The sequence below is a fragment of the Mesorhizobium sangaii genome, from assembly GCF_014207355.1.
Lineage (GTDB): Bacteria > Pseudomonadota > Alphaproteobacteria > Rhizobiales > Rhizobiaceae > Mesorhizobium > Mesorhizobium sangaii.
In genome coordinates, this window is record NZ_JACHEF010000003.1 from 530,994 (window position 1) to 544,728 (window position 13,735).

At 63.5% G+C, this 13,735-nt stretch carries 11 protein-coding genes; 9 read left to right on the top strand and 2 right to left on the bottom strand.

Going from position 1 to position 13,735, the window contains the following annotated elements; genetic code table 11:
• The first annotated feature begins 100 nt into the window (after positions 1–100).
• Positions 101–1,222: a DUF2336 domain-containing protein gene (locus tag HNQ71_RS17720; protein WP_184873850.1), complete on the top strand. Its 1,122-nt coding sequence runs from the start codon at positions 101–103 to the stop codon at positions 1,220–1,222.
• Here the strand turns inward: HNQ71_RS17720 and HNQ71_RS17725 are convergent.
• Positions 1,219–3,285, bottom strand: coding sequence for an FUSC family protein (locus HNQ71_RS17725; protein ID WP_184873852.1), 2,067 nt, complete (start codon positions 3,283–3,285; stop codon positions 1,219–1,221). The two genes, HNQ71_RS17720 and HNQ71_RS17725, sit on opposite strands and share 4 nt — an antisense overlap.
• Positions 3,286–3,329: 44 nt before the next feature.
• Entirely contained in the window at positions 3,330–5,384 is a 2,055-nt protein-coding gene (gene parE, locus HNQ71_RS17730) for a DNA topoisomerase IV subunit B (RefSeq protein WP_184873854.1), read from the bottom strand.
• Positions 5,385–5,621: 237 nt separating this feature from the next.
• Between parE and cpaB the strand changes: the two genes are divergently transcribed.
• The 8 genes from cpaB to HNQ71_RS17770 all read left to right on the top strand — a co-directional run bounded on the left by cpaB (position 5,622) and on the right by HNQ71_RS17770 (position 13,579).
• A complete protein-coding gene (gene cpaB / locus HNQ71_RS17735) occupies positions 5,622–6,557 on the top strand; it encodes a Flp pilus assembly protein CpaB (protein ID WP_343068179.1) in 936 nt (311 codons plus the stop codon).
• A 59-nt stretch (positions 6,558–6,616) separates the two neighbouring features.
• Positions 6,617–8,035, top strand: coding sequence for a type II and III secretion system protein family protein (locus HNQ71_RS17740; RefSeq protein WP_425492247.1), 1,419 nt, complete (start codon positions 6,617–6,619; stop codon positions 8,033–8,035).
• Positions 8,036–8,039: 4 nt separating this feature from the next.
• Positions 8,040–8,309, top strand: a complete 270-nt coding sequence (locus tag HNQ71_RS17745) for a hypothetical protein (protein WP_184873858.1) — start codon at positions 8,040–8,042, stop codon at positions 8,307–8,309.
• Positions 8,310–8,341: 32 nt separating this feature from the next.
• Positions 8,342–9,556 (top strand): CpaE/TadZ family protein, encoded by a 1,215-nt coding sequence (locus tag HNQ71_RS17750; RefSeq protein WP_184873860.1) that lies wholly within the window; start codon positions 8,342–8,344, stop codon positions 9,554–9,556.
• On the top strand, positions 9,553–10,974 hold the full coding sequence (locus HNQ71_RS17755) for a TadA family conjugal transfer-associated ATPase (RefSeq protein WP_184873862.1): 1,422 nt from the start codon (positions 9,553–9,555) through the stop codon (positions 10,972–10,974). Before HNQ71_RS17750 ends, HNQ71_RS17755 begins: the two co-directional genes overlap by 4 nt.
• 3 nt (positions 10,975–10,977) lie before the next feature.
• On the top strand, positions 10,978–11,943 hold the full coding sequence (locus HNQ71_RS35690; protein WP_184873864.1) for a type II secretion system F family protein: 966 nt from the start codon (positions 10,978–10,980) through the stop codon (positions 11,941–11,943).
• Between the two features lies 1 nt (position 11,944).
• Complete coding sequence (locus HNQ71_RS17765) at positions 11,945–12,910, top strand: type II secretion system F family protein (RefSeq protein ID WP_184873866.1); 966 nt, start codon at positions 11,945–11,947, stop codon at positions 12,908–12,910.
• A 198-nt stretch (positions 12,911–13,108) separates the two neighbouring features.
• Positions 13,109–13,579 carry a tetratricopeptide repeat protein gene (locus HNQ71_RS17770; RefSeq protein ID WP_184873868.1) on the top strand — a complete coding sequence of 157 codons (471 nt, stop codon included), beginning with the start codon at positions 13,109–13,111 and terminating at the stop codon, positions 13,577–13,579.
• Positions 13,580–13,735 lie beyond the last annotated feature (156 nt).

Genomic DNA, 13,735 nt, shown 5'->3' on the forward strand with positions numbered 1-13,735 from the left:
AAGCCAGTTAATGAACATGGTGAACCGTTCGTAAACCTTTTCTGCCTACCGTCTGCACGGGGCCAGGAAACGTTCTGGCAAGGGGCGTAAGCAGGCGGCAATGGTTGTTTCGCATTTTTTGAGATGGATTTGCACCGCCAGGGTCTCGGAGCGCGCCGCCGCGGCCAATGCGCTGGCTCGAGCCTACGTCAATTCCGACCTGCCTTTCGAGGACCGCTGCGCCGCCGAGGCGGCGCTGACGCTGTTGCTTGACGACGCTTCGTCGAAGGTGCGGCTGGCGATGGCCGAGGCGCTGTCGATGAGCCAGCACGCGCCGTTGCAGATCATCAGCGCGCTGGCCTCCGACCAGCCGGAAGTCGCCGGCGTGGTGCTGGCACGTTCGCCGCTGCTTACCGATGCCGATCTGATCAACCGCGTGGCCAGCAGCCCGAAGGTGACGCAAAAGTTGATCGCCGACCGGCCGTTCGTCTCGATGGCACTGTCGGCGGCCATTGCCGAGATCGGCGAGGCGGAAGCCTGCGCCGTGTTGCTCGCCAACAGCGGCGCCGACATCGCCTCGCTCAGCTTTCGCCGCATGGCCGAACGCCACGGCCATCTGCCCCTGGTGCGCGAGGCCCTGATATCGGACGCCCGCCTGCCTGCCGACTGCCGGCACATGCTGCTCGTCAAGCTCGGCGAGATGCTGAAAACGTCGCCGCTGGTCATGGCCTTGATGGGCGCGGCGCGAGCCGACCGCGTGACGCGTGACGCCTGCGTCAAGGCTTCGGTGACGCTGATCGAAGGTACGCGCCAGGAAGAACATGCGGCGCTGATCGAGCATCTCAGGCTGCGCGGCGATCTCACCGCGAGCTTCCTCATCCGCACCATCGCGCATGGCAAGGTCGATTTCTTCGGCTCGGCGCTGGTCGCGCTCAGCCAGCAATCCGAACAAAGGGTGAGGGCGCTGCTGGCGGGGGGGCACGATGTGGCCTTGCAGGCGCTGTTTCGCAGCGCCGGCCTCGCTGCCGTCACGCATGCCATCATCTTGCGCGCGCTGAAAATCTGGCGCGAGGTGGCCAACGGCAAGCGGGTCGCCGGCGTTCAGGAGGTCAGCTGGCTGATGCTGAAGGAATTGGGCGGACAGTCGGCGCAGAGCGATCTCGCCACACTGGTCAAGTCGATCCATCTCGATGCGCTGCGTGAGAATGCTCGTGGTCATGCGCTTGCGATCGCTGCGGCCTAGCCTTTATCCCTCGCAAAGAAATCGGGGAAATCTTCCATCGCCGCGGCAATGATGCGCAGCGATGCCGCGATCTGCAGCATCTCGCCGGTCCCGTTCCGCTGCGCGATGCTCGTCGCATATTGCCGGGCGACGGCGACGGTCGACGTCTGCGGATCGCCGGGAGCGCGGAAGAGCAGTTCGCGCGCCAGCCCCCTCAGAAAGTTGGCGATTGAAAGCGCGGTCTCGGATGGGATGGCATGGCCTTGGCTTGCGTCGCGCAGCCGCAGGATCTCCAAGCCGACGGTGACGGCGGCAACGCTGCCGCCCAGAACCGCATCGCCTTTCCTGCCGGCATTCTGCACCAGCGGCATCAACTGGTTGATGCGGTCGTAGGCGAGGCTCTCGAAGGCCGAACGCCTCGGCACGCGCTCATGCAGGCAAAGCCGCGCCAGATCTTCGCGCATAGAGCGCACGATGCGGTTGGCCGCAAGCCATGGGTCGGCCGGCAGCACGAGGATGAAGACACCGATCGCCAGCAGGATGCCGACCAGGATCGATGCCGAGCCAGCGAAGAACGGCCCGGGATCGTAGGTCATCGCCTGGTGCGGACTGAGGAAGGCGAGGAAGTTGATGGCGAAGGCCGTCGCTACGCCGACATAGCGCGGATTGGCCATGGCCAGCGCCGTGGGCACCAGGATCGGTACCACGAACAGCATGAACCAGCCGAAGCCGTGCAAAGCGGGCAACGCGACCTGACCAACGAGAAAGGCAAAGGGAAGCGCCAGCAGCGTTCCCTTGAAGAAACCCCAGGACACTTGCACTGGATCGGGGCGAGCGGCAAACAGGCTCGACACGACGGCAACGAGAATGACTGTGCCTGCGGCTTCTGACCATTTCGTCGTCAGCCAGAAGGCCGCGACCAGCAAGGTGGCAAGGGCAGCGCGCACGGCGTTGCGCGATGCGCCGGCGTAGTCGCGGTGCACGACCAGCGCGGGCTGCCTGCTGCCCCGGGCAGGGCGCGTGATAGGCGCCCGCAAGGCGTCGAGGCCGCGCAGCACCTGCTTGAGCGCCTCGGCGAAATCGGCGGCGATGGTGAGCCGAGTGATGGTGCCGACCCTGTCGTCGCCCTGATCGGCCGAGGCGTCGGGCATTTGCCGTGCCTTGACCGAGATCCCGTCGAGCCGGGCCACCCATGGTGCGGTGTCGTCCAACGCGCCGGGTTTGGTCGCCAGTTCGCTCACGAGGACCTGCAACTCCGAGCGCACCGGAATGAGCGCGGCGTTCTTCGGGGCAGCGTGCGAATGCAGCGCGCGCGCCGCCGACAGGGCCGAGAGCAGTTGCCCGATGGTGCGCCGGACCGGATGGGCGCGCGGCGCGAAGCTCGCCGTTTCGAGCCTGGCATAGGCGCGCATTTCGCCAAGCGTCTGGATGTCGGCGACCAGCTTTCGGTGCAGGCCCGACAGGATCGCAGGATCGCCGCCAGAGAATGCGCCGCCGGCATAGGTGGCAAGATCGAGGATGCAGCGCTTCAACCGCGAAATGATGGCGTCGCTGGCCAGTTTGGGCAGGATCAGGCGACTGGTCAGGCCGGCGCAGACAATGCCGAGCACGATCTCGGCACAGCGTGCGACCGCGAGGTCGACGACGAGGTGCGGCTGTCCGAAGGCAGGCAGGCCGATGATCATCGCGGTGTAGCCGGCAAGGGCAGCACCATAGGCTTCGGGGTTGCGCAGCAGCGACGAGACGAAAGTGCAGATGCCGATCCAGACGGCAAGCACGGTCACCAGCACCCACGGACCGGTGCCGAAGATCGTGGTGATGCCAATCGCCGCCATGCCGCCGGCAAGTGTGCCGAGCAGCCGGTAGAAGCCTTTCGCCAGCACCATGCCGGCGACGGGCTGGGCGACGATGAACACCGTCATCATCGCCCATTGCGGGTGATCGAGCTCAAGGGCATAGGCGACTAGGAGCGCGATCAAGCCGGCCGAAACGGTGCGCAGCGAGAAAATCCAGTCCGAACGCGTCGGTTGCGTCAGCCCGGCCAAACTGGTCTCGAAATAGCCTTTCAGCCGCGCCCAGGTCACATGCCGGTCTCCGCAAGTCGAGCCTGTTATGGACCGGCTGGCGGCTAGATATCCAGCACTTCCGTCTCGGCGAATTCGGCGCGTTCCTGAATGAAGCGGAAGCGGGCTTCCGGCTTGGTGCCCATCAGCGCGTCGACCGCGTCCTTGGTGGCGGCCTCGGCGTCGATGACATCGATGCGAAGCAGCGTGCGCTTCCTCGGATCCATGGTGGTTTCCTTGAGCTGCGCGGCCATCATCTCGCCCAGGCCCTTGAAGCGGCCAAGTTCGACCTTGCCGCGCCCGGTGAACTCGGTGCGCAGAAGCTCGTCCTTGTGTGCGTCGTCGCGGGCATAGGCGACCTTGCCGCCTTGCCGGATCGAGTAGAGCGGCGGCACCGCCAGATAGAGATGACCGCCACGCACCAGGGCCGGCATCTCCTGGTAGAAGAAGGTAATCAGCAGCGAGGCGATGTGGGCGCCGTCGACGTCGGCGTCGGTCATGATGATGACGCGGTCGTAGCGCAAATCCTCGTCGCGATATTTCGACCTCGTGCCGCAGCCCAGCGCCTGGATCAGGTCCGAAATCTGCTGGTTGCCGGCAAGCTTGTCATTGCCGGCGCTGGCGACGTTGAGAATCTTGCCGCGCAGGGGCAACACGGCCTGGCTGGCACGGTCGCGTGCCTGTTTGGCCGAGCCGCCGGCCGAGTCCCCTTCGACGATGAACAGCTCGGCGCCGGCCGCAGCGTTCTGCGTGCAGTCGGCGAGCTTGCCCGGCAGCCGCAATTTGCGCACCGCGCTCTTGCGCGACACTTCTTTTTCCTGGCGCCGGCGCACCCGCTCGTCGGCGCGCGCGATCACCCATTCGAGCAGCTTCGAGGCTTCCTGCGGATTGTCGGCCAGCCAATGATCGAACGGATCGCGGATCGCGGTCTCGACGATGCGGATTGCCTCGATCGTCGCCAGCCTGTCCTTGGTCTGGCCGACGAATTCGGGCTCCCGGATGAACACCGACAGCATGCCTGCCGCCGAGATCATGACGTCTTCCGAGGTGACGATCGAGGCGCGCTTGTTGCCGACGAGATCGGCATAGGCGCGCAGGCCGCGCGTCAACACGTTGCGGAAGCCGGCCTCGTGGGTGCCGCCTTCGCCGGTCGGGATGGTGTTGCAGTAGGAATTGATGAAGCCGTCGCCGCCGAACCAGGTCACCGCCCATTCGAGCGAGCCATGGCCGCCTTGCCTGTCGCTCTTGCCGGCGAAGATTTCGCGCGTCACCTGGAACTCGTCGCCAAGCGATGCCTTGAGATAGTCCTTGAGGCCGCCGGGAAAATGGAACTCGGCCTTGGCCGGAGTCGGGTCCTTTTCCTTGATCAGCGATGGATCGCAGGTCCAGCGGATTTCGACGCCGCCGAACAGATAGGCTTTCGATCGCGTCATGCGATAGAGCCGCGCCGGCTCGAACGCAGCGCCCTTGCCGAAAATCTGCTCGTCGGGGTGGAAGCGGATTTTCGTGCCGCGCCGGTTGTGAACCTCGCCCAGTTGCTCCAGGCCTGTCACCGGGACGCCGCGCGAAAAGCGCTGGCGATAAAGCTGACGGCCCCGCGCGACCTCGACCTCAAGATGGTCCGACAGCGCGTTGACCACGGAGACGCCAACGCCATGCAGGCCGCCTGAGGTCTCGTAGACCTTCGAGTCGAACTTGCCGCCCGAATGCAGCGTCGTCATGATCACTTCGAGCGCCGGCTTCTTGAATTTCGGATGCGGATCGACCGGGATGCCGCGACCGTTGTCGGTGACAGCGAGATAGCCGTCGGCAGAGAGCTCGACATCGATGAAGGTGGCATGGCCGGCGACCGCCTCGTCCATCGAATTGTCGATGACCTCGGCGAACAGGTGGTGCATCGCCTTGTCGTCGGTGCCGCCGATATACATGCCTGGCCGGCGGCGCACCGGCTCCAGCCCTTCCAGAACCTCGATGTCGGCGGCGCTATAGCCTTCGCTGCCATCCTTGGTCGCGGCGGGACGCCTGGTCGCCTGCACCAGCGGATCCGCCGGACGCGCCGGCGTGCGCACCGGTTGCGGCTGCTTGTCCAGATTGCCGAAAAGATCGTTGTTGTCGTCCATGCCTGCCATAGAGTCCAATGCTGCGAATCACCTCGCGATACTGGCACGCTTTTTAGCGCCAAGCGACCGAGGTTCCTGTTCCGTTCAGGGAATTGCCCGTCCTAACCCAGAACCATTCGATAACCAATCCGGCGGAAATAGGTCAAATGCCACCGCGTTGGATTCCTGATTCTTTAACAATGCCGCCTAGCATGAACCCAACAAAACAAGAAACTGCGGGTATCAGGGGTTTCGGGCGTGAGGGGCAAGGCCATATCGATGATCGGCATCGCCGCCGTTTTTGGCGCGATATCGATCTTTGCCGCGGATTTCTGGGTCAAGAGCCAGGCCAGGGCAGATAGCGAAGCGAAGACGGCGTCGATCCCCGCGCCAGTTGCACCCAAGATCGAGTTCAAGACCATCGTGGTGGCCAATGCCCCCTTGCGCTATGGCATGGAGCTCGACCGCACGAAGCTCAGTGAGATTCCCTGGCCGCAGGATTCCCTGCCGCAGGGCGCCTTCCCGACCATCGATGGATTGCTTGGCGATGGCAATCGCGTGGTGCTGACGCCCATCGAGGTCAACGAGCCGGTGCTGCTCACCAAGCTGTCGGGGCCAAATGGCCGCGCGACGCTCTCCAACATGCTGACGGCCGGAATGCGGGCGGTGACCATCCGTACCGACGAGATTGCCGGTGTCGGCGGCTTCGTCACGCCGGGCGACCGGGTCGACGTCGTGCTGACGCGCGATGCCGGCGAGATCCAGGAGGTGGCCAAGAACGCGCAAGGCGCCGCCGGTTCGACCATCACCTCCGAGATTGTCGTCTCCGATGCCAAGGTGCTGAGCGTCGGGCAGGGCGCCGACGAGCGCCAGACGACGCCGCAGATCGCCAATTCGGTGACCATCGAGGTGACGACAGAAGGCGCCAAGAAAGTGGCGCTTGCCCGCACCGTCGGCACGCTGTCGCTGTCGTTGCGCTCCTCCAGCGATGGCGGTGACGGCAAGAACGGCGTCACCACCATCTCTTCGTTCGGCGGATCGGTCGCCTCCAACGTGCAGGCCGCGGCCAGTTCGTTGTTCAATGCCGTGGCGAAAGAGCCGGAGAAACCGAAATTCAAGACGGTCATCGTGACACGCGGCACGAAGGCAGAGGAATACCAGGTTCCTTCGCCGGATTCGCCGGACCAGAAATAGAAACCAGTGGGGACTGGGTGAGGGACGGGACAATGTTCGGGCTGATTACATATCGGGTCATGGGACGGTTGCGCGTGTTGCGCACCGTGGCTGTGGCGGCTTTACTGGCTGCCGCAGCGATGCTGGCCTTCGGCACCTCGGCAAGGGCCGACAACGACATAGTCTATGTGTCGACGACCAAGAATGCGTCGATCAAGGTGGCCAAGGGCAAGCCGAAGACGATCATGACCAGCGCCGCTTTCTACCAGATCGTCATCGGCGATCCGGAGATCGCCAACGTCAATCCGCTGACAGACAAATCCTTCTACGTGCTCGGCAACAACCTCGGCACCACCGGCATCGCGCTGTTCAATGAGAAGAAGCAGCTTGTCGGCACCGTCGACATCGAGGTGACGCTCGACACCGACCAACTGGCCAGCACCATCCGCGCCAGCGTGCCGGACGCCAGGATCAAGGTCGGCTCGGCCAATGGCCGTGTCGTGCTGTCGGGCGAGGCTGATGACGCGGTCGCCGCCGAAAAGGCAAACAAGATCGCGACGCGTTTTTCCGGCGCCGAGGAGGTGATCAACTCGGTCAACATCTCGTCGTCGCAGCAAGTCCAGCTCAACGTCCGCTTCGTCGAGATCAACCGCCAGGCAGGTCAGGATCTCGGCGCCAAATACAGCGCCAATTTCGCCTACGGCCTCGGCGGGCGCGACGTCACCATCGATCCGGGTACCCTGCCGGGGGCCGGGACCGGCGAGATCATCGGCCGGTTGCTGTCGAACGGTGTGTCGATCGATATCGCCATCAAGGCGCTGGAAGAGCGCGGCCTGGCCCGCCGGTTGGCCGAACCGAACCTGATCGCCCGTTCCGGCCAGACGGCAAGCTTTCTCGCCGGCGGCGAATTTCCGATCCCGGTCTCCGAGGACAACGGCAAGATTTCGGTCACCTACAAGAAATACGGCGTCAGCCTGGATTTCACGCCGACGGTGCTGAAGGACGGGTTGGTCAGTCTGGACATCGCGCCGGAAGTCTCTTCGATCGACGCGTCGGCCTCCTACAATATCGGCAGCATATCGGTGCCCGGCTTCATCGTGCGCCGCGCCAGGACGTCGGTCGACCTGAAGAATGGCCAGAGCTTCATGATCGCCGGATTGCTGCAGTCGCAAAACGACATCACCACGTCGCGCATTCCCGGGCTTGGCAAAATGCCGGTGCTTGGGGCGCTGTTTTCGTCGAAATCCTATCAGCGGCGCGAGACCGACCTGGTCATGATCGTCACGCCCTATCTGGTCAAGCCGGTCGATCCGTCGAAGAAACTAATCGTGCCGACCGACGGTACGCAGGCGGCCAGCAACGCCGACTATTTTCTCAACAACACCGACGAAGTGAAGACCTCCGACACCAATCGCGCGTTGGCAATGGCCGGCGGCACAGTCGCGCAACCGGCTGCCGTAACCACGGTCGGGCATTTCCTTGACCTGCCGAAGGACTGAAACCATGCGTCTGGTCTCGAGATCGAGCATCGCCTTGCTGCTGGCCGGCTTCGCCGCCGGCTGCACCAGCGACGACTATGTGCGCACCGAAGGGGTGACGCCGGCCGCTGGCAATGCGCAAGCCGCCGACACCGTCATGCAGATGGTCGATCCCTGGAAATACGGTGTCCAGAACACAAAACTTCTCGTTCCAGCCCAGCGCGGCGACGCGGTGGCCATCACTCCCGATCAGGCGGCCGGCGCGAAGGCGTCGCAATCCACGACAGGCAACTGATCCAACAGGCGGCGACCGGACAGGCTGACAGAATGGCAAACGGCATCAAGACCAGGAAGATCCTGCTCGTATCGACCGACAGGACCTTTGTGCAGGACACGCGGACTGCATTCGCCGCCTCCGAAGTCATCCAGCTGTCGACAGTGGAAAAGAATGTCACGGAGCTGCGCGGCGAGATCCAGGAAGCCGATTTCGGCGCCATCATCGTCGACATGGATGCGGCAAGGCTGGAGGAGGTCGAGTCGCTGCAGCGCATCATGCGCCGGCTGGAGGACAAGGTGCCGGTCGTCGTCGTCACCCAGGAGTTCAATGCCGCCGCGGTGCGCATCCTGGTGCAGCTCAAGGTCGCGGATTTCCTGGTCAAGCCGATCACCACCGCCGACCTGGTACGCTCCGTCGTGCGGGCTCTGCAAGGGCCCGGGCGCGAGGAAAACACCGAGTCGCAGATCTACACCTTCATGCCGGCCGCCGGCGGCGTCGGCACCACGACGCTGGCGCTGCAGACCGCCTTCCAGCTGCATCACTCGGTGGCGCGCGGCGCGTCGACTTGCGTGGTCGACCTCAACTTCCAGCAGGGCGCCTGTGCCGAATATCTCGACCTCGAACCGCGTTTCGACATCACCGAGATCGAGAACCAGCCCGAACGCCTCGACCGGCAACTGCTCGACGTGATGCTGTCGAAGCATGCCAGCGGGCTATGCGTGCTGGCGGCGCCGACGCATCCAGCGGAAATGCGCTCGTTCAAGACCGATGTCGTGGTGCGGATGCTGGACCTCGTTTCGGCTTATTTCGACAATGTCGTCATCGACATGCCGCGCACCTGGTTTCCGTGGACGGAGACGGTGCTGCTCGGTTCCAACAAACTCTACATCGTCGCCGAAATGACGGTGCCGTGCCTGCGCCACACGCAGCGCCTGATCCAGGCGGTCTACGAAACGGCCGGCAAGGAAGTGAAGCCCAACGTCATCGTCAACCGTTTCGAGCAAAAGATGTTCGACAACGGCATCAAGCAGGCGGACGTGCAGGAAATCCTCGGCGAGCATTTCGTCGGCGGCATTGCCAACAACTACCGGCTGGTGCGCGAGGCGGTCGACCGCGGCGTGCCGCTGCACGAGATCGACCCGAACGCCAATGTCGTCAACGATCTGAAGAAGATCATCCTGCCGGAGGAAGCAGTCCAACCGCGGGCGAAATCGCGCTCGCTGTTTGGCATGGGCCGGGGATTGCTGAAGAGGAAGGCCGGATGACCAGTCGCTTTTCTACCCTGCAGAACCGCGATGCGCGTCCGCAGCGCGCTGCCGAGCCGATGCCAGTCGCGCATCATCCCGTCGTCATTCCGACGAACAGAAAGGCTTTGACGGCAAAGCCGGAAGCCGCACCGGCAAAGAACGCCAACAAGGTGCTCGATGCGCGCGTTCGTATCCACCGGCTGCTGCTCGAGGAGATCAACCTTGTCGCGCTGGAGCGTTTGCCCAAGGATGAGATGCGCCGGCAAGTATTTGATTTCGTGTCGGAAAAGACCAAGCAAGAGCGGATGGCGATCAACACAGTCGAGCTTGACGCGCTGGTCGACGACATCGTCGACGAGATGGTCGGCCTCGGTCCGCTGGAGCCGTTGCTCAAGGATCCCGACATCAACGACATCCTGATCAACGGCCACCAGAACTGCTTTGTCGAAAAGAAGGGCAAGCTGCAGCCCGTCCATATTCCGTTCAAGGACGAGGCGCATCTGCTGCGCATCGTCAACAAGATCGTCGCCGCGGTCGGCCGCCGTGTCGACGAATCGCAGCCGATGGTCGACGCGCGCATGCTGGACGGCTCGCGTTTCAACGCGGCCATCCGCCCGGTTGCGGTCGACGGGCCGCTGGTGTCGATCCGCAAGTTCTCCAAGAACAAGCTCGGCCTGCACAAGCTGGTCGAGTTCGGCGCCATCACCCAGAACATGGCCGAGGTGCTGGCGGCGGCCGTGCATGCCCGCAAAACGACGATCATTTCGGGCGGCACAGGCACCGGCAAGACGACCATGCTCAATGCGTTGTCGGCTTTCATCCCGGAAGATGAGCGGCTGATCACCATCGAGGACGCGGCCGAACTGCAGCTGCAGCAGCCGCATGTCGCTCGCATGGAGACGCGCCCAGCCAACATCGAGGGCAATGGCGAACTGAAGCAGCGCGATCTGGTCAAGAACGCGCTGCGCATGCGCCCCGACCGCGTCATCCTCGGCGAGTGCCGCGGCGAGGAGGCTTTCGACATGCTGCAGGCGATGAACACCGGCCACGAAGGATCGATGGCGACCATCCATGCCAACACGCCGCGCGACGCCATTTCCCGGCTCGAGCAGATGCTTGGCATGACCGGCATGCCGATGACGGTGCAGTCGATCCGTAGCCAGATCGCCAGCGCGCTCGACCTTATCGTGCAACTGACGCGCCTGTCCGACGGCAAGCGCAAGGTGACCAGCGTCGCCGAGGTGACCGGCATGGAAGGCGATGTCATCCAGATGCAGGAGATTTTCCGCTTCGTGCGCACCGGCATGGACGCCGACGGCAAGATCCTCGGCCACTACGAGGCGACCGGCATTCGGCCGCGTTTTCTCGAGGATCTGCGCGCCATGGGCATCGAGTTCCCCGGGCGATACTTCGAACCCGGCCGGCCGCAGGAGTAGCCAGTGTTCGACGGGCTCAGCGCGATCTATGTCGTCTATGCCGCGGCAGCACTTACCGGCATCCTGATCGCCGAGGCCTGCTACCTGCTTTACGCCGGCCGCAGCGACAAGCGCACCGCCATCAACAGGCGCATGAAACTGCAGGAAAACACCATCAGCCAGGAGCAAGTGCTTGTGCAACTGCGCAAGGAGCGCGGCCTTGACGCGGGTACGTCGCTGTTCTCGCCGGAACGGTTCCGCGCCTTGCGAACCCAGTCTGGCATGGTCATGCCGCTGCCGAAATTCGTGATGACCACCTGCGGCGTGGCATTCGCAGCGGCACTGGCAGCCATGTGGTACGGCTTGCCGCCGCTGCTCGGGCTCGTCCTGTTTGTCATGCTTGTGCCGATACTGCCGGTAATGACGCTGCGCTTCAAACGCGGCCGCCGTCTGAAGCGGTTCGGCGCGCAACTGCCGGAGGCACTGGAACTGATCACGCGTGGCCTGAAGGCCGGCCATCCGGTGCCGGTGGCGATCGCCATGGTGGCGCGCGAGATGCCCGACCCGATCGGCAGCGAATTCGGCGTCATCGCCGACGAGGTGACCTATGGATCGGACCTGGTTTCGGCCTTGAACTCGCTGTTCGACCGGGTCGGCCATGAGGACCTGCCGCTGTTCGTCACCGCCGTCTCGATCCAGAGCAGTTCGGGCGGTAATCTGCGCGAGATCCTCGACGGCCTGGCGTTGACGATCCGCGAGCGTGGCAAGCTGCGCCGCAAGGTGCGCGCCATTTCGACCGAAGGCCGCATGTCGGCCTACATTCTGACGGCGATACCGGCGCTGTTGTTTGCCGCCATCATGGCACTGATGCCAGCCTTCTACCGCAACGTCTGGGGTGAGCCGCTGACCTGGTACCTGATTGGCGGCTCGGTCGCTTGGCTGATGCTGGGCAATCTGATGATGTTCAAGATGTCGAATTTCAGGTTCTGACATGCAAGCCTTCATCGAATTCCTGGCCTCGCTTGCGCCGAACTCGTTGATGCCGGTAGCCATCCTGTTGCTGGCTGTTGGCGCCGTCGCGGTGGCCTGGCCGATGGTGGCGGCGAAGGGCGACCGCAACGACGTCATGCGCCGGCTCAAGGTGGATCACGGTCCGGTGGCCGCGAAGCCCGAGCCGGTGCCGAAGAAGAATACCAGCATCGTGCGCGAGAAGGCGGTGAAGAGGGCGCAGGAATTCTATGCCAAGAGCGATCCGGAAAATGTCGCCCGGCTGCGTATGACGCTCATCCAGGCGGGCTACATGGAGCCGCGCGCCGTCGGCATGTTTTTCCTCGTCCGGTTCATCGCGATGATCGGCACGGCCATCGGTGTCTTTGTGCTCAACCAGTGGATGGCCAGCCCAGACGCGACGATGGCCAGTCGGTGGACGTTCGTCATCCTGTCGGGAGCGGCCGGCTACTTCCTGCCTGGCCTGGTGCTGAGCCAGAAGGTGCGGGAAAAGCGGCGCGAATATCGCAACGGGTTTCCCGATTTCATGGACCTGATGATCGTTTGCTCGGATGCTGGCATGAGCATGGAGGCCGGCATCGAGCGCGTTTCCAAGGAACTCGCCAAGACCTATCCCGCGCTCAGCCAGAACCTGCAGCTTGTGTCGCTCGAACTAAGGGCAGGGCGCAGCCTCGACGATGCGCTGAAGGCGCTTGCCGACCGCCTTAGCCTGGACGAGGTGCGTTCCTTCGCCACGCTGCTGCAGCAGTCGAAGGAACTCGGCACCAGCCTGTCTGGAGCGCTACGCGTCTTTTCCGATGAAATGCGCCACAAGCGCATGTCGCTGGCCGAGGAAAAGGCGCACGCCCTACCGGCCAAGATGTCGGTGCCGGTGACGGTGTGTATCCTGCCGGTGGTGCTGATGATCGCCGTCATCCCGATCATCGTCAAAATGATGACGGAGCGCTAGGGAGCGGCTCCACGAAAGTCGGTCCAAGTCGTGTCTTGCACACGGCCTGGTCAAGGTCCTTTGGTCTGCGCCTCGTGGTTAATGGCTGGTGTGCCCAAAGCTTAATTTTGAGCGTGTTTCGGCACCGAAGTTTAATCGCCTTTCCTGTAATGTGTTTCCTGAAGAACGACCCGGCAAATCGGGCGATGAGGCAGGGGCATGCGTCACAGTAATTTCACGGCAATGGCCGCGATAGCGGTCGTCTTGATGATGTCTGGTTGTACGACGAGTGGCGTCGACACCACCAAGACCACCGCCATCCAACCGGCGGCAAAGGCCATCGACACTTCCGAACTGGCGCAAGGCAAGGCGCAATTTCGCGACGCCAATTATGGACTCGCCGAACAGCACTTCCGCAAGGCCGTCGAGTTGAAGGCCGACAATGCCGAAGCCTGGATGGGGCTCGCCGCTTCCTATGACGAACTTGGCCGCTTCGACTTCGCCGACCGAGCCTACGACCAGCTTTTGAAAGTCGCCGGCCGCAAGCCGCAGATCGTCAACAACATGGGCTATTCGCAACTGTTGCGTGGCAATCGCAAGAAGGCCAAGGCGCTGCTGCTCGAAGCGCGGGCCGGCATGGCGGATCCGACGGTCGTCAACGCCAATCTCGCGCTCTTGAACAAGGGTTGATCTGGTCGTCGCGTCCTGGAGCCGGATCATGCTCTAGGGTGCTGTTTCGGGACACAGGCCATGGACGCTTTGTAAACCCTATGCGCAGGTTGCCTCGGAAGACCGGCCGAAAACCCGTATCCGAGGGCTACCGCTGACCTAGAATGCAGTGCAACC

Bases quoted from the DNA above. Each gene is read 5' to 3' on its own strand.
- HNQ71_RS17720 (WP_184873850.1), top strand. From the start codon at position 101: ATGGTTGTTTCGCATTTTTTGAGATGGATTTGCACCGCCAGGGTCTCG.
- HNQ71_RS17745 (WP_184873858.1), top strand. From the start codon at position 8,040: ATGCGTCTGGTCTCGAGATCGAGCATCGCCTTGCTGCTGGCCGGCTTC.
- HNQ71_RS17750 (WP_184873860.1), top strand. From the start codon at position 8,342: ATGGCAAACGGCATCAAGACCAGGAAGATCCTGCTCGTATCGACCGAC.
- HNQ71_RS17740 (WP_425492247.1), top strand. From the start codon at position 6,617: ATGGGACGGTTGCGCGTGTTGCGCACCGTGGCTGTGGCGGCTTTACTG.
- parE (WP_184873854.1), bottom strand. From the start codon at position 5,384: ATGGACGACAACAACGATCTTTTCGGCAATCTGGACAAGCAGCCGCAA.
- HNQ71_RS17765 (WP_184873866.1), top strand. From the start codon at position 11,945: ATGCAAGCCTTCATCGAATTCCTGGCCTCGCTTGCGCCGAACTCGTTG.
- HNQ71_RS17755 (WP_184873862.1), top strand. From the start codon at position 9,553: ATGACCAGTCGCTTTTCTACCCTGCAGAACCGCGATGCGCGTCCGCAG.
- HNQ71_RS17770 (WP_184873868.1), top strand. From the start codon at position 13,109: ATGCGTCACAGTAATTTCACGGCAATGGCCGCGATAGCGGTCGTCTTG.